This is a genomic window from Stenotrophomonas sp. 24(2023) (assembly GCF_030913365.1).
Lineage (GTDB): Bacteria > Pseudomonadota > Gammaproteobacteria > Xanthomonadales > Xanthomonadaceae > Stenotrophomonas.
Window position 1 is genome coordinate 563,496 of record NZ_CP133160.1, and the last position, 15,237, is coordinate 578,732.

Genomic DNA, 15,237 nt, shown 5'->3' on the forward strand with positions numbered 1-15,237 from the left:
GATGGTTCCACCATAGCCCATGCGTACCCGTGGAACGACCGCCCGCAGGACAAATCAGTGTGTCATCGGCGTGCCTTGCGACGCCGGGCATAATGAACGCCCCGTTTTGCTTTGTGAGAACCCAACGTCCATGCGCCGTTCCGTCTCTCTGCTCGCCGCCTGCGCCGCCACCGTGCTGCTGGGCGCCTGCGCCAGCACGTCCACCCCGGCCGCCGCGCCGGCAGGCCTGAAGGTCGCCGTCGAACCGGTCGCCCACCCGGCCGGGGAAACCCCGCAGTGGTGGTACCGCAGTGGTGCGGCACAGGCCGCCGCCAACGGAGCGATGGCCGGCAAGGCCAAAAACGTCATCCTGTTCCTCGGCGACGGCATGAGCCTGACCACGGTGGCCGCCGCACGCATCTATGAAGGGCAGCGCAGCGGCAGCTCCGGCGAAGAGAACCTGCTGTCGTGGGAGCGCTTCCCGGCCACCGCGTTCAGCAAGACCTACAACACCGATTCGCAGACGCCCGATTCGGCCGGCACCATGACCGCCATCACCACCGGCGTGAAGACCCACATGGGCGCGATCGGCGTCAGCGCCGGCACCCGCAACAACTGCGCCGACAGCTTGAACAAGGGCCTGCTGACCTGGCTGCAGCTGGCCGACAGCGCGGGCCTGGCCACCGGCATCGTGTCCACCGCCCGCCTCACCCACGCCACCCCGGCGGCGACCTACGCGCACTCGCCGGAACGCAACTGGGAAAACGATTCGGACCTGCCGGAAGCCGCCAAGGCCGCAGGCTGCAAGGACATCGCCCAGCAGCTGCTGTCCACCTCGCGCTACGGCCGTGGCCCGCTGGTCGCCCTCGGTGGTGGCCGCGCGCAGTTCACCACGGTGGAAGAACGCGACCCGGAATACGACGACAAGGTCGGCCAGCGCCTGGACGGCCGCAGCCTGGTGCAGGAATGGCAGCAGGCCCACCCGCAGGGTGCCTATGTATGGAATGCCAAGCAGTTGCAGGCCGCGGCCGGCGCACCGGCCCTGCTGGGCCTGTTCGAACCGGACCACATGCAGTACGAGCATGACCGCGCGCAGGACCCGGCCGGCGAGCCCAGCCTGGCCGAGCTGACCCGCGCGGCGATCACCACCCTGTCGCGCAGCAAGGACGGCTTCGTGCTGATGGTCGAAGGCGCGCGCATCGACCATGCCAACCACAGCGGCAACGCCTACCGGGCGCTCACCGACACCGTGGCGATGTCCGATGCGGTGCGTGCCGCCGCGGAGATGACGTCGGCCGACGACACCCTGATCATCGTCACCGCCGACCATTCCCACACCCTGAACTTCGTCGGCTACCCGGCCCGCGGCAACCCGATCCTGGGCAAGGTGAAGGACAAGGGCGGCGAAGACGGCACCGGTGCGCTGGACCTGGCCCGCGACGGCCTGGGCCTGCCCTACACCACCCTGAGCTACGCCAACGGCCCCGGCTACACCGGCGCGACCAACCAGCAGCCGGCCGGTCCGAAGCACTACCCGCACGGCCCGAGCAGCTTCGACCCGGTGGCGGGCCGCCCGGACCTGACCCAGGTCGATACCGAAAACCCGGACTACATGCAGGAAGCGCTGGTACCGATGAAGGGCGAGTCGCACGGTGGCGAGGATGTCGGCATCTGGGCGCGTGGCCCGGGCAGCAAGGCGATCCGCGGCACGCTGGAACAGAACGCGATCTACCACATGGTGGTGCAGGCCACCCCGCGCCTGCGCGAGCGCCTGTGCCAGGCCGGCACCTGTGATGCCAACGGCGTGCCGGTCGAACTGCCCGCCCCGGCCCGCTTCGAGCGCAAGGCCGAGTAAGCCAGGGCGCCACGCGCCTGCACTGGAGCATGACGACGACGGCGGCCATACTGGCCGCCGTTTTCGTTGCAGTCCCGGCATGTCCACCGCTCCCTCCTTCCCGTCCCGCGTGTCCCTGGACGCACCGCTGCTGGTCGGCTACAGCGGCGGGCTGGATTCGACCGTGCTGCTGCACTGGCTGTGGCAGTCGGCACAGGCCAGCGGTGTGCCGCTGCGCGCGGTGCATGTCCACCATGGGCTGCTGGCCGCGGCCGATGCCTGGGTGACGCACTGCCAGCGGCAGTGCGATGCACTGGGCATGGCCCTGGCTGTGCACCGGGTGCAGGTGGATGTGACCGGCGGGCTCGGTCTGGAAGGCGCGGCGCGGCAGGCGCGGCGTGCGGCCTTCGGCGCTGAACTGCGCCCCGGCGAGACGCTGGCGCTGGCCCAGCACCAGGATGACCAGGCCGAGACCTTCCTGCTGCGCGCGCTGCGCGGTTCGGGTGTCGACGGCCTGGCGGCGATGTCCGCCGAGGGCAGCCTGCAGGGGCACCGGCTGTGGCGTCCCCTGCTGCAGGTTTCCCGCTGCGATCTGCAGGCCTATGCCCACGCCCACGACCTGCCGTGGATCGAGGACCCCAGCAACGCCGACGACACGGCCGACCGCAACTTCCTGCGCCTGCAGGTGATGCCGCTGCTGCGCGCGCGCTGGCCGCATGCCGCCGCCGCACTGGCACGCAGTACCCAGCAGTGCGGCCAGACCCGCGCACTGCTGGATGAAGAAGACGACGAACTGCTGGCGCATCTGCAGGTTGCCCCGCGCGTGCTGTCGCTGGAACTGCTGCGGCAGGTGGCTCCGGCACGGGCGGCCCGCGTGCTGCGCGCGTGGGTACGCCAGCACGGCGCGCCGCCCCTGCCCGCCACCGTGCTGCACCAGCTGCAGCAGGAACTGCTGGCCGCCACGCCGGACCGGCAGGCGCAGGTGCTCTGGCACGGCCATGCCATCCGCCAATGGCGGCAACACGCCTACCTGCTGCCGGCCACCCTGCCCCACCTGCCCGCCGGCTGGCAGTCCCCATGGGACGGCCGCGCGCCGCTGGCATTGCCTGATGGCGGGCAGCTGAACCTGCTGGGCGCCCCCGGCTTCGCCCATCCACTGCAGGTACGCGCACGCCAGGGCGGCGAGCGCATCCAGCTGCCCGGCCGCGCCCACACGCATGCCTTGAAGGACTGCCTGCAGCGCGAGCATCTGGCGCCCTGGCGGCGCACGCAGCTGCCGTTGCTGTTCGATGGCGCGCAGTTGCTGGCCGCCGCCGATGTGGTCATCGCCGCACCGCTGCAGGCCTGGCTGGACAACCACGGCGCGCAGCTGCAGTGGCGTCCCGGCGGCTGGTGAATTGACCCTCGCGCGCCACCCGTCCACACTTGCTGCATGGCCAAGAAGTCCCCTGAAAACGCCTCGCCGGTGGCCCAGTTCGAGCAGTCGCTCGAAGCACTGGAACAGCTGGTCGAGCAGATGGAAACCGGTGAGCTGAGCCTGGAAGCTTCGCTCAGTGCTTATGAACGCGGTGTCGGTCTGTACCGGCAGTGCCAGCAGGCCCTGGAACAGGCCGAACTGCGCGTGCGCCTGCTCAGCGATCCGGCCCAGCCGGATACCGCCGAGCCGTTCGACGCCCCCGGCCATGACGGCTGAGGCAAGCTTCGCGCGCTGGCGCGACCGTATTGAAAGCCAGCTCGATGCTGCCCTGCCCTCGCCGGCCGAGGCACCGCTGAAGCTGCACCAGGCCATGCGCTATTCGGTGCTGGGCGGCGGCAAGCGCATGCGCCCCTTGCTGGTCTACGCCAGCGGCCTGCTGTTCGGCGCGGACATGGCACGGCTGGACGCCCCGGCGATGGCGGTGGAGCTGATCCATGCCTATTCGCTGGTCCACGACGACCTGCCGGCGATGGATGACGACGCCCTGCGCCGTGGCAAGCCGACCACCCATGTGGCCTTCGACGAAGCCACCGCCATTCTTGCCGGCGATGCACTGCAGGCGCGTGCGTTCGGCCTGCTGGCCGATGCGGCGATGCCCGCCCACCTGCGCGTGGCCTGCCTGCAGACCCTGGCCCATGCCGCCGGTGCGGCCGGCATGTGCGGCGGCCAGGCGCTGGATATCGACGCCACCGGCCAGCTGCAATCGCTGCAGGCGCTCACCCGCATGCACGCACTGAAGACCGGTGCACTGATCCGCGCGGCCGTGCGCATGGGCGCGCTGTGCGGTGAAGCCCCCGAACCGGTGCTGGCCGACCTGGATGCCTTCGCCGATGCGCTCGGCCTGGCCTTCCAGGTGCGCGATGACATCCTCGATGTGGAAGCCAGTTCCGAACAGCTGGGCAAGACCGCCGGCAAGGACCAGGCACAGGCCAAATCGACCTTCCCCGCCCTGCTCGGCATGGACGGCGCCAAGGCCCATCTGCGCACCCTGGCCGAACGGATGGAACACCGGCTGGCCGGTTACCGCGAAGAAGCCGATCCGCTGCGCGCGCTGGCCCGGCTGGCGGTCGAGCGCGACCACTGATACCCGGACAGGCCCTGCCACAGGCCTGTCCTTCATTCGCCCCGCGTGCCACGCGCAGTGGAAGTGCCCTGTGCTGCGGTCAACCGCAACCAGTTGCCATGCGCGAAACCGGCTTTGGCCGCATCGTCGAGCCCACAGGTCTCCAGGAAACGGCGGGCATCGTGCCCGGGACGGTACTGGTAGGGAAAATCGGTGGAGAACAGCAGCCGGTCCTGGCCGACCACCGCAGCGGCCCGCTGCAGGAAATGCGGCAGGAACATGCCACTGGCGGTGACATGCAGGTTCTCGCGCAGGCAGCGTGCCAGCGGACGTTGCAGCCCCGCCACCCGATCCATCGCGACCAGACGCTCGGCATAGAACAGCACCACTTCTCCCCAGTGCCCCAGGATCACCTGCAGTTCCGGCAGGCGGTCGAAGGTGCCGGCGAGTACCAGCCGCAGGAACTGGATGCCGGCATCGTAGTGCCAGCCCAGCCCATAGGTGGCGAAGGCCGCGTCCACTGCGGGCGTGAAGCCGGTGTAATAGGCGGCCCGCACGGCGGCATCCGGTGTACGCGGGTGCAGCAGCACCGGAACGCCCAGCGTGGCCGCACACTGCAGCACCGGAAACAGCGCGGGATCGTCCAGATGGCGGCCGCCGGCCTTCCCGCACAGCACCGTGCCCTTGAAGCCCAGCACCTGTACGCAGCGCGCCAGTTCCCGCGCGGCCGCTTCCGGTTCACCCAGCGGCAACGTCGCCATCGCCTGGAAGCGATCGGGATGGCGCGCAACCACTTCGGCCAGCGCATCGTTGGCCTGCCGCGCCAGGTCGATGCCGCGCCGCCCCAGATCATTCAACGCCGGTGTCGTCAGCGACAGGACCTGCATGTCCAGCCCGGTTTCATCCATCAGGGCGAGACGCGCATGCCCCAGCGCCAGCAGGCGGGCTTCGACCGCTCCGCCATGGAAGGCCACACTGGGATCGCTCGCGGCCAGGCCGGCAGCCGTCCAGGCATCGCGGATGGCACCGGTCAGGAAATGCTCTTCAATGCCGATCAGCGGCATCGCATGCGTCGGGCTCACCATGGCACGGTAGTCCCCATGCGATCGAGAAACTCCAACCCCGGCCGGCCGCGCTTGGACAGCACCGTGTCCACGATGGCGGGAATGGTTTCCTCAAGCCCGAAGGGGGCCTGCGGGCCACCCAGCTGCGTGCGGATCCAGCCGGGGGCCAGCAGCAGCCAGGCACGTGACGCGCCTGCATGGCGCGCGGCATGGCAGCGCATGTACTGGTTCAGCGCCGCCTTGCTGCCGCGGTAGACCTCATGCCCGCCCTTTTCATTGTTGGCGATGCTGCCCTGGCCTGAGGACATGACGCCGATCAGGCCATCGGCCCGTACCACGTCCTGCAGGGCCTCGATGACGCGCATCGGTCCCAGGGCGTTGGTCACCATGACCTGCACGAACGCTTCGGTACTCACTTCGGCAATCGTTTCGTCCTGGTCGGCATTGGCGGTACCGGCGTTGACGAACAGCACATCGAACTTTGCTCCGGCCAGTCGTGCCCGCAACGCGGCGATCTGGCTGGTGTCGGTGATGTCCAGGGATTCGATCCGCAGTCGCCCGGGGTGATCGTCTGCCAGGGCATGCAACGGCGTCGGGCGGTCGCCGCGTACCGTGGCGGTCACCGACCAGCCGCGCTGCAGGAATTCGGCGGCCATGGCCAGGCCCAGGCCGCGGGACGCGCCGACCAGCAGCAGGGAGGGCGATGCATCAGGGGAGCAGAGGTGCATGGAAACAACTCACCGGTTGGGGCCCCCAGTCTGTTGCGCCCCATTCGATTGCACCAGACGCACGCCATGCAATAATCGATTGCATTCAAATCATTCATCGACCGACTGCCCATGCAGCACGTGGACCTGAATCTTCTGGCGGCCCTGGATGTCCTGCTGGCCGAATGCAGTGTGACCCGGGCCGCGCAGCGGCTTGGCCTGAGCGCTTCGGCCATGAGCCGGACACTGGCCCGGTTGCGCGCGGCGACGGGGGACCCGCTGCTGGTGCTGGCCGGGCGGCAGCTGGTGCCAACGCCCTACGCCCTGCAGCTTGGCGAGCGCGTCCATGGGCTGGCACAGCAGGCACGTGCGGTCCTGCAACCGGCGGGGCACACGGTGGACCTGGCCACCGTGGAGCGCACGTTCACGCTGCGTGCCAACGAAGGCTTCATCAGCCTGGCCGCTGCCCCGTTGCTGGCGGCGCTGGCCGCGACCGCGCCGGGGGTCGCACTGCATTTCGTGCCCAAGCCGGACAAGGACGCCACGCCGCTCCGCGATGGCCTGATCGATCTGGAAATCGGCGTGCTGGGCACCGAGGCCCCGGAACTGCGCACCCGCCCCTTGCTGCAGGACCGGTTCGTCGGCATCTGCCGTACCGGCCACCCCCTGCTGTCGGCGGTGAGTCCCGCCGGCTACGCCGCTGCCCGCCACGTGGTGGTGGCGCGCCGGCGCACGTCCCGAGGCCCCGTCGATGAAGCGCTGGCCGCGGCCGGGCTGCAGCGGCGCATCGCCCTGGTGGTGCTCACCTACGCCAACGCCATCGCCGTGGTGCGTGGATCGGACCTGGTCGGGCTGGTGCCAGCCCTGTCGCTGGGTGTGGCCGCATCCGGCGGCGACGCGCTGGCGGCCGGCATTGCCTGCTTTGAACTTCCCGTGCCGACACCGGCGGTGAAGATCCGCGCGATCTGGCACCCGCGCCACGATGCCGACCCGGTGCATCGCTGGTTGCGCGATACCCTGGCAACCACCTGCCAGGGGATCGCCCGCACCACCGCACCGTAGCCGGGCCACAACGGAAAACGCCCGGCAATGCCGGGCGTTTTCGATGGTCCTGCAACGCGGGCTTACTTGACCAGGCGCAGCGCGAACGGATAACGGTAGGCTTCGCCGTTGTTGGACTTCACCGCCGCGATGATGCAGAACACCAGGTTGACGATACCCACCAGCGGCATCAGCAGCGCGCCGATCAGCACGAACGTCAGCAGGAAGCAGATGAAGAAGGCGATCGTGATGGTGATCTGGAAGTTCAGTGCTTCCTTGGCCTGATCGTTGACAAAGCCCTTGCTGGCATCGTCCTTGTTGACCAGCCAGATGATCAGCGGGCCGATGAACCAGGTGAAGATGCCCAGCAGGTGTGCGGCCAGGGCCATGGTGCGCTGGTCGCTGGGTGCCGGCTCGGTGGTGCTCGGCGGCGGCGGCGGTGCGGTGACGTTGTCGAACTCGCTCACGGTCAATCTCCTTTGCTCGTGTATTGGGTGGTCTGGGCGGCCGGCTCCCCGCCGGCCCGCCAGGCCTGCCCAGCTTACGCCATTGAAGGTTTCAATCGTTCGCCGGTCGCGTGGCCGCCTTACTCGCCGGCTACCGTCATCTGCCCCACCAGGATCGAGCCGACCCGGATATGCGAGCGCACATCCACGTCATGGCCGATCGCTTCGATGCCGGCGAACATCTGCCGCAGGTTGCCGGCGATGGTGATGCCGTCCACCGGGTACTGGATCTCACCGTTTTCCACACGGAAGCCACCCGCCCCGCGCGAATAGTCACCGGTCACGCCGTTGACGCCCTGGCCCATCAGTTCGGTCACCAGCAGGCCCTGGCCCATCTGCCGGGCGATGCCGTGCAGGTCCAGGTCCGCGCTGGGCGCGACCTGCAGGTTGTGCACGCCACCGGCATTGGCGGTGGTCTGCAGGCCCAGCTTGCGCGCCGAGTAGCTGCCCAGCACGTAGCGCTGCAGCACGCCATCGCTGACCAGCGGCGAGGAGCGGGTCGCCACGCCATCGCCATCGAAGGCGGCCGAGCGCAGCCCCCGACGCAGGTGCGGCAGTTCCTCGATCTGCATCCAGTCCGGGAACAGGCGCTGGCCGACGCTGTCGAGCAGGAAGCTGGCCTGCCGGTACAGCGCGCCACCGGACACGGCCGACAGCAGGTGGCCGACCAGGCTGCGCGCCACTTCCGGGGCGAACAGCACCGGCATGCTGCCGGTGGCCATCGAGCGCGGCTGCAGGCGGGCCACGGTCCGTTCGGCGGCCCGGCGGCCCACGGCCACCGGGTCCTGCAGGTCCTCGCGGGCCAGCGCACTGGTGTACCAGCCATCGCGCTGCATGCCATCGCCCTGGCCACCGATCAGCGCACAGCCGATGGAATGATGGGTGCCACGCTCGCGGCCGATGAAGCCGTGCGAATTGGCATACACCGACAGGCTCTGCGCGCTGCCGACCGAGGCACCGTCGGAATTGCTGATGCGGCCATCGGCCTCACGCCCGGCCGCTTCGCAGGCCAGCGCCAGGTCCACCGCCTGGTCGGCCTGCAGCGCCCATGGGTGCCAGCCGTCCAGATCCGGGAAATCACGGGCCATCAGTGCCGCCTCGGCCAGGCCGGCGGCGGGGTCGTCTTCGGTGTGGCGGGCAATGGCGCAGGCCTGCTCGACCGTGGCGGCCAGGCTGGCCTCCTGCAGGTCGGCGGTGCTGGCACTGCCCTTGCGCTGGCCGAAGTAGACCGTCACGGCGATGCCACGGTCGCGGGTGGATTCCACCGTTTCGACCTCGCCAAGCCGGACATTCACGTCCAGCCCGCGTTCCTCGCTGCAGCTGACCTCGGCCTGGGTCGCGCCCAGGGCCCGGGCCTGGTCGAGCAGGCGCTGGGAGAGGTCGGCCAGCCGTTCCAGCCGGGCCAGGCTGTCGTCGCCGGTGGCGACTTCAGGGGCGATCACGTTCAATGCTTTATCCTGTACGGGTTGGGCCCGGCATCACGCCGGGCGACGTTTTTCTGAAGTAGGAAATGGACGATGCGCGGACGCGACGAAGAAACCGGTGAATTCCACGACAAGAGCCGCAAGCAGAAGCGCGGCGAAGCCCTGGAAGTCCTGGCCTTGGGAGAGAAACTGGTGTCGCTGACCCCGGCACAGCTGGCGCGGCTGCCGATCCCGGAGGACCTGCTGCCGCACATCGCCGAGTGCAAGCGCATCACCGCGCACATCGCCCACAAGCGGCAGCTGGCGTTCCTGGCCAAGCACATGCGCCGCGAGGACGAGGCGACGCTGGAGGCGATCCGCGATGCGCTGGACGCCAACAGCGAAACCGGCCGCCGCGAGGTGGCGATGATGCACCGCGTGGAAGACTGGCGCGAGCGCCTGCTGGCCGACGGCGACAAGGCGCTGGCCGCCCTGCTGGATGACTACCCGCAGGCCGACCGCCAGCAGCTGCGCACGCTGGTACGCAATGCCCAGGCGGAAAAAGCGAAAAACAAGCCGCCGCGTGCCTACCGCGAGATCTACCAGGTGCTGCGCACGCTGATGCTGCCGGCCGCGCTGGGCCTGAAGGCCGCCAGCGGCGACGACAGCCTCACCGAGGACAGCGACGAGGACGGCGAGGACTGAGTCCCCGCCCCCTGTGGCGGCCCGGGCACGCATCGCGCTCAGGCCTGGGTACCGCCGACGGTCAGGCCCTCGATCAGCAACGAGGGCTGGCCGACGCCGACCGGCACGCTCTGCCCGTCCTTGCCGCAGATGCCCACGCCTTCGTCCAGCGCCAGGTCGTTGCCGATCATGCGCACCTTCTGCATGGTCTCCGGGCCGTTGCCGATCAGCGTCGCGCCCTTCACCGGCGTGGTGATGCGGCCGTCCTCGATCAGATAGGCCTCGGTGGCCGAGAACACGTACTTGCCGCTGGTGATGTCGACCTGGCCGCCACCGAAGTTGACCGCGTACAGGCCCTTCTTCACCGAGCGGATCATTTCTTCCGGGTCATGCTGGCCGGCGCGCATGTAGGTATTGGTCATGCGCGGCATGGTCAGGTGCGCGAACGATTCGCGGCGGCCGTTGCCGGTCGGTGCCACGCCCATCAGGCGGGCGTTGAGGCTGTCCTGCATGTAGCCGACCAGGATGCCGTCCTCGATCAGCGTGGTGCACTGGGTCGGGTGGCCTTCATCGTCGATGTTGAGCGAGCCGCGGCGGCCATCCAGCGTGCCGTCATCGACGATGGTCACCCCCGGTGCGGCCACGCGCTCACCGATGCGGCCGGCGTAGACACTGGTGCCCTTGCGGTTGAAATCGCCTTCCAGGCCGTGGCCGACCGCTTCGTGCAGCAGCACGCCGGGCCAGCCCGGGCCGAGCACCACCGGCATCACCCCGGCCGGGGCCGGTACCGCCTCCAGGTTCACCAGGGCCTGCCGCAGCGCTTCGCGGGCGAAGGCTTCGGGGCGGCCACCGGCGAACAGTTCGGCGTAGTCATAACGGCCACCGCCACCGGCATAGCCGGATTCACGGCGCCCGTTCTGTTCGACGATCACCTGCACGTTCAGGCGCACCAGCGGGCGGATGTCCGCCCCCAGCACGCCGTCACTGCGCGCCACCAGCACGGTGTCCACGCCGCCGGACAGGCTCACCATCACCTGCTTCACCCGCGGGTCGGCCGCACGCAGGAACGCATCCACGCGCTTGAGCACTTCGACCTTGGCTTCGTTGCCCAGGCTGTCCACCGGGTCCAGTGCCGGGTACAGCGCGCGCGCATTGCCGCGCACCAGCGAGCGCCCGGTCTGGGCACCGCCTTCGCGTGAAATCGCACGGGCGGACTGCGCCGCCGTGAGCAGTGCGTCGGCATGGATGTCATCGGAATAGGCGAAGCCGGTCTTCTCACCGGCGATCGCGCGCACGCCGACGCCCTGCTCGATGGAGTGCGCACCGTCCTTGACGATGCCGTCCTCCACGCTCCAGCTTTCGCGGCGCGAATGCTGGAAATACAGGTCACCGAAGTCGATGCCGGGGCCGAGCAGCTGGCCGAAGGCGCGCTCCAGGCCGGCGGTGTCCAGGCCCGACGGGCGCAACAGGCGGTCGTGGGCGAGAGTCAGGGCGTTGTCGTTCATGGGTCCAATCTGGGGGGCGCGACGCGGCAAGGCAAGCCCTGCGCGCCGGCGGGGGAAGAAATCAGCGCTTTCCGGCCGCCGCAGGGGGCTGCGTGGCCGGGGCCGGTGGCGGCGTGCGCTCGCGCTCGATCACCTCGACCTTGGGCTCTTTCCAGGGCCCGGTGACCCGGTAGGTCTTGGCCCCGATCTCGCCCAGCGGCTTGGACAGCACCGCGTTGGTGGCCGCGCCCAGCGCCGCGCCGACCGGACCACCGGCCACTGCGCCGACCACGGCCAGCAGGTTGCCCGAACGCGGGTTGACGTCGATGGTCTGGTCGAACTGCTGGTTGCGCAGGTCGGCCTGGCCACGGATGGTGATGTTGGCCGCCGGCCCCTCGATCAGCACCTTGTCGGTGCGGGCCATGCCGCTGCCGAACTGCACGGTGCCTTCGACCTGGTTGAAGGCGAAGCCCTTGGAGAAGAAGTCGCGGAAATCGAACAGCAGCCGGCGCGGCAGCTGGGCCACGCTGAGCAGGCCCAGCACGCGGCCGGCACCGGGCTCCAGTTCCAGCAGCTGGCCGTTGCGCGCATCCAGCTGCAGGGTGCCCTGCAGGTTGCCCAGCTGGAAGTCCGACGGGCCGCCGGTCCAGGCGGCCTTGAGCGTGGCGTCACCGGCTCCCCCGCGCAGCTGGCCGCCGTAGTCCAGGTTCTTCATCAGCGTGCCCAGGTCCTCGCTGGCGATCTTCGCCTCCAGTTCGGTGCGCGAGGTTTCGCCCTTACCCAGCCAGCGCCCGCTGACATCGATCTGCTGCTTGGGCGAGCGGAAGCTGAGCTGGTCCACGCCCATGCCGGCCGGCAACGGCCGGGTGCGCAGCACGGCCTGGCCGAGCAGCACCTTGCCGAACTGCAGGTCGTCGATATCCAGTGCCAGCGGCGGCAGCTTGGCCGGGTCGGTATCGTTGGCACCGGCCTGCACGCGCGCGGCCATCGCCCCGTCGGCCGGCATCGGGATCGGCCCCCCATCACCGGGCGGCTTCACCGGCGTCGGCAGCGACTGCCAGTGCACGCGGGCGAACTGCCCGCTGATGGTGCCGCCCTCCGCATTGGGCACGCTCAGGCGGCCCACCAGCGAGGGGCCATCCATGCGCACATCCAGCGCCTGCGGGCCGGGCCGCAGCTGCAGCCGGGTCTGCTCGAACACGCCGCCGATCAGCATCAGCTGGCCCACCTGCACGTCCACCGCGCGCAACGGCATGCTGTCGCCACTGTCATCGCCGGAACCGCGCGCCAGGGTGATCCACTCCAGCGCATCCAGGGTGCCGCTGTGGCCGTTGACATTCAGGCCGCTGGTGGGCGGCGCACGATCGACCGTGCTGCTGCCCAGCGTCACCTGCACGCCGGTCTGGCCGGCATGGCTGCGCGCGGCCAGGGCCAGGCGCTGGCCGAAGGCCACGTCGATGCGGCCCTCACCCATCGGCAGCTGCGCGCCGACGGTGGTGGCCAGCGGTTCCTCGGCCGGCTTGTCCAGCGGTGCCGGCAGGTCCAGGCGGGTGCCGACCAGGTCCGAGCGCAGCCGCAGTTCGCTGGGCGGTGCCGGCGTGCCGGGCTGCGCACGCGGCAGGTTGACCGCCACCGTCCAGCGCGAGGTGCCGTTGACGTAGGGCTTGAGCCAGGCCAGTTCCGGCGCGCGGTCCAGCAGCGCGTCGGCGTCCATGCGCGCGGTGAGTTCCGATTCAAAACCCTGCTTCGGGTCATGCGTGAAACCACCGGCACGCAGGCTCAGCTGCCCGTCCTGGCCCTGGTGGCGGACCGACAGCGCCTCGGCATCGAAGCCGGCACTGCTGTAGCGGGCCTGGCCGCGCACGTTGTCGAAATCCAGCTTGTACTGCTTGTCCGACAGCTTCACCCCGGCCAGGTCGACCGTGCCCTGCAGGTGGCCCTGGCCTTCGTCGTCATGCAGCGGCAGCAGCAGGTCGAAGCCCACATTGGCCGGGCCACGCGCACTGAGCGTATTCAAGGTGTCGCCGTAGTCGGCCTGCAGCGGGCTCTTGCGCAGCATCGCCAGCAGGCGCTCGGCGTCGCTCGGGGTGGTGGCCCGCACATACAGCGGGGTGGCACCGAAATCCTCGATGCCGGCCTCGAAGCGCTGCACGCCCACGCCGGCCAGGTCGCCGCTGCCCTGCAGGCTGAAGCCCGGCCCGATGAAGGCGATGTCCGCATCGACCTTGGCCATCTCCGGCCAGTCGTGCTGGAAGCGGATGCTGCCGTTGTCGATGTGGCCACCGGCCTCGAAGCGGCCGTTGTTGCCGTCGAACGGCCAGTCGTCCAGGTCACCGGTGACCAGGCCGCGCCCGTTGCGCAGCTGGCCGGAGACCAGCGCCATGTCCAGCCAGTCGGTGGCGGCCTTGCTCATCTTGGAATGGATCCAGAAGCGCTTGGCCGCGGTCATCGGCACATCGTCCAGCTTGGCGGCCAGCTGCAGCCATGGCCGCGTGCCGTCGCCCTGGAACCAGATGCCGCCGCGCACATCGGCGGCATAGTCGGTGCCCTGTACGCGCAGGGCCGGGGTGCCGATGCGCCAGCCGCCGCCCTCGTCACGCCAGCCGACCAGTTCGCCGGCCAGCTGCAGGTCATGGCGCACGCCGAAGCCGGTCGGCCAGTCGAACTGCAGCGGGCGGCCGGGCTGCAGCTGCAGGCGGAAACCATCGGCATCGCCTTCGACGTGGCCGGCCAGGCCGCGCAGGCCCGGTGCGTCGCCGACGCTGGCAAAGGCCAGCTGCTCCAGTTCGCCCTGTACCCACAGCGGGCCGCCGCTGCTGGCACGCAGCTGCAGGTCGCGTACCTGCACGTTCGGCCGGGCCAGGTACAGCCAGTGGCGCAGGCCCGGGTCCAGGCGATCGCTCAGGGCCAATCCGCGCAGGGCGATGGCGGCGGTCAGCTGCGACGCACTGAGCTGCGTCCTGCGGCCCACCGCCAGCTGCAGGCCATCGAGCTGTTCGGTGCTGTCGGTCTCCTGCAGGCGCAGGCGGGGCGCCTGCAGCGACCAGCCGTTGGCATCGCGTTGCCAGCGCACGCGGGCCTGCAGGCGCTGCAGCTGCAGGCTCGGCACGGCCACGCCGGGCATCGGCGCGCCGTCGATGCGGACCTGGCGCAGGTCCGTATCGGTGGTCACCGCCACCGGGCGGAAGTCGTGCAGCGTGGCCCACACATTCACTTCGCCCTTGCCGTCGCGCAGGCGTACCCCGGCCGCCGCCAGCAACGGCGACCAGGCGCGGAAATCGACCGGATCCCCCCCGACCCAGGCCTCGCCGCCACCGTTGCGGCGGTCCAGGTCCAGGACGCCGGTCAGCGGCAGGGCATCGGTCTGTGCCCAGGCGCGCACGCCCACCCGCAGGCGGTCGCCGTTCACGCGCAGGCGCAGGTCCAGCCGCGGCAGCGTGGTCTCCAGCCCCAACGCCGGTGCCTGGATGCCCAGGCGGCCACCGATGACCTGCAGTTCCCCCAGCCGGCGCAGCGTATCCAGCGGATCGCCACCGGGGGCCTGCGGCTGCGGCAGGCCACGCACCGCCCAGCGGCCGTCAGCCCCCTGCTGCAGGGTCAGCGCCAGGCCTCGCAGGCGCAGTTCGGTCAGTGAATTGCCGGGCAACAGGCCGGCATACATCGACACCAGCACCTCGGCCTCGCCCACGGCAACGCCCGGGCCCTGGCCGATATGCAGTCCCTTCAGTTCCAGCAGCGGGCCACGGCGGGTCCAGGCGGTACGCAGCTGGTCGAACCGGACCGGTTGCCCGGCCCGCGCGCTCAGCCAGGCCGCGACCTTGTCCGGGTGCCGCTCGGCCAGCGGCAGCAGCTGGCTGAGCGTGCCCACGGCAAGGGCCACCACCACCAGCACGATGGCAGCAGCATAGACGGCATGACGGCGGATCCTTCGCAGTCGCAGGCGCGGCGGCGCGCTCATCGGCTCCGGCCGGTGGCTGGCCAGGGCCAGGCGCAGC

At 70.1% G+C, this 15,237-nt stretch carries 12 protein-coding genes; 6 read left to right on the forward strand and 6 right to left on the reverse strand.

Annotated elements, in window-relative coordinates:
• Window positions 1-130 precede the first annotated feature (130 nt).
• The 4 genes from Q9R17_RS02555 to Q9R17_RS02570 all read left to right on the forward strand — a co-directional run bounded on the left by Q9R17_RS02555 (window position 131) and on the right by Q9R17_RS02570 (window position 4,374).
• Window positions 131-1,834 carry an alkaline phosphatase gene (locus tag Q9R17_RS02555; RefSeq protein ID WP_308156892.1) on the forward strand — a complete coding sequence of 568 codons (1,704 nt, stop codon included), beginning with the start codon at window positions 131-133 and terminating at the stop codon, window positions 1,832-1,834.
• Window positions 1,835-1,913: 79 nt separating this feature from the next.
• Window positions 1,914-3,209, forward strand: coding sequence for a tRNA lysidine(34) synthetase TilS (gene tilS / locus Q9R17_RS02560; protein ID WP_308156893.1), 1,296 nt, complete (start codon window positions 1,914-1,916; stop codon window positions 3,207-3,209).
• 36 nt (window positions 3,210-3,245) lie between these two features.
• Window positions 3,246-3,506 (forward strand): exodeoxyribonuclease VII small subunit, encoded by a 261-nt coding sequence (locus tag Q9R17_RS02565; protein WP_308156894.1) that lies wholly within the window; start codon window positions 3,246-3,248, stop codon window positions 3,504-3,506.
• Window positions 3,496-4,374 carry a farnesyl diphosphate synthase gene (locus Q9R17_RS02570; RefSeq protein ID WP_308156895.1) on the forward strand — a complete coding sequence of 293 codons (879 nt, stop codon included), beginning with the start codon at window positions 3,496-3,498 and terminating at the stop codon, window positions 4,372-4,374. The genes Q9R17_RS02565 and Q9R17_RS02570 overlap by 11 nt, the downstream gene beginning before the upstream one ends.
• Window positions 4,375-4,406: 32 nt before the next feature.
• On the opposite strand, the gene Q9R17_RS02575 is transcribed toward Q9R17_RS02570, so the two are convergent.
• Both Q9R17_RS02575 and Q9R17_RS02580 read right to left on the reverse strand, forming a co-directional pair.
• On the reverse strand, window positions 4,407-5,435 hold the full coding sequence (locus Q9R17_RS02575; RefSeq protein ID WP_308156896.1) for an amidohydrolase family protein: 1,029 nt from the start codon (window positions 5,433-5,435) through the stop codon (window positions 4,407-4,409).
• Window positions 5,432-6,145, reverse strand: coding sequence for an SDR family oxidoreductase (locus tag Q9R17_RS02580; RefSeq protein WP_308156897.1), 714 nt, complete (start codon window positions 6,143-6,145; stop codon window positions 5,432-5,434). Before Q9R17_RS02580 ends, Q9R17_RS02575 begins: the two co-directional genes overlap by 4 nt.
• A 111-nt stretch (window positions 6,146-6,256) precedes the next feature.
• Here Q9R17_RS02580 and Q9R17_RS02585 point away from each other — a divergent pair, with 111 nt between their 5' ends.
• Window positions 6,257-7,186, forward strand: a complete 930-nt coding sequence (locus Q9R17_RS02585) for a LysR family transcriptional regulator (protein WP_308156898.1) — start codon at window positions 6,257-6,259, stop codon at window positions 7,184-7,186.
• Window positions 7,187-7,248: 62 nt separating this feature from the next.
• Here the strand turns inward: Q9R17_RS02585 and Q9R17_RS02590 are convergent, their stop codons facing one another.
• The gene (locus Q9R17_RS02590) at window positions 7,249-7,632 is read right to left on the reverse strand and encodes a DUF4870 domain-containing protein (protein WP_308156899.1); all 384 of its coding nucleotides are present in this window, start codon (window positions 7,630-7,632) and stop codon (window positions 7,249-7,251) included.
• 119 nt (window positions 7,633-7,751) lie between these two features.
• Window positions 7,752-9,119 carry a metalloprotease PmbA gene (pmbA, locus tag Q9R17_RS02595; protein ID WP_308156900.1) on the reverse strand — a complete coding sequence of 456 codons (1,368 nt, stop codon included), beginning with the start codon at window positions 9,117-9,119 and terminating at the stop codon, window positions 7,752-7,754.
• Between the two features lie 69 nt (window positions 9,120-9,188).
• Here pmbA and yjgA point away from each other — a divergent pair, with 69 nt between their 5' ends.
• A complete protein-coding gene (gene yjgA / locus Q9R17_RS02600) occupies window positions 9,189-9,779 on the forward strand; it encodes a ribosome biogenesis factor YjgA (protein ID WP_308156901.1) in 591 nt (196 codons plus the stop codon).
• A 38-nt stretch (window positions 9,780-9,817) separates the two neighbouring features.
• Here the strand turns inward: yjgA and tldD are convergent, their stop codons facing one another.
• Together tldD and Q9R17_RS02610 are read right to left on the reverse strand one after the other, a co-directional pair.
• A complete protein-coding gene (gene tldD, locus Q9R17_RS02605; protein ID WP_308156902.1) occupies window positions 9,818-11,263 on the reverse strand; it encodes a metalloprotease TldD in 1,446 nt (481 codons plus the stop codon).
• Window positions 11,264-11,324: 61 nt separating this feature from the next.
• Window positions 11,325-15,200 carry a YhdP family protein gene (locus Q9R17_RS02610; protein ID WP_308156903.1) on the reverse strand — a complete coding sequence of 1,292 codons (3,876 nt, stop codon included), beginning with the start codon at window positions 15,198-15,200 and terminating at the stop codon, window positions 11,325-11,327.
• Window positions 15,201-15,237 lie beyond the last annotated feature (37 nt).

Excerpts from the sequence above, each read along its gene's own strand:
- Q9R17_RS02555 (WP_308156892.1), top strand. The coding sequence starts at position 131 with ATGCGCCGTTCCGTCTCTCTGCTCGCCGCCTGCGCCGCCACCGTGCTG.
- tilS (WP_308156893.1), top strand. The coding sequence starts at position 1,914 with ATGTCCACCGCTCCCTCCTTCCCGTCCCGCGTGTCCCTGGACGCACCG.
- Q9R17_RS02565 (WP_308156894.1), top strand. The coding sequence starts at position 3,246 with ATGGCCAAGAAGTCCCCTGAAAACGCCTCGCCGGTGGCCCAGTTCGAG.
- Q9R17_RS02570 (WP_308156895.1), top strand. The coding sequence starts at position 3,496 with ATGACGGCTGAGGCAAGCTTCGCGCGCTGGCGCGACCGTATTGAAAGC.
- Q9R17_RS02580 (WP_308156897.1), bottom strand. The coding sequence starts at position 6,145 with ATGCACCTCTGCTCCCCTGATGCATCGCCCTCCCTGCTGCTGGTCGGC.
- Q9R17_RS02585 (WP_308156898.1), top strand. The coding sequence starts at position 6,257 with ATGCAGCACGTGGACCTGAATCTTCTGGCGGCCCTGGATGTCCTGCTG.
- yjgA (WP_308156901.1), top strand. The coding sequence starts at position 9,189 with ATGCGCGGACGCGACGAAGAAACCGGTGAATTCCACGACAAGAGCCGC.
- tldD (WP_308156902.1), bottom strand. The coding sequence starts at position 11,263 with ATGAACGACAACGCCCTGACTCTCGCCCACGACCGCCTGTTGCGCCCG.
- Q9R17_RS02610 (WP_308156903.1), bottom strand. The coding sequence starts at position 15,200 with ATGAGCGCGCCGCCGCGCCTGCGACTGCGAAGGATCCGCCGTCATGCC.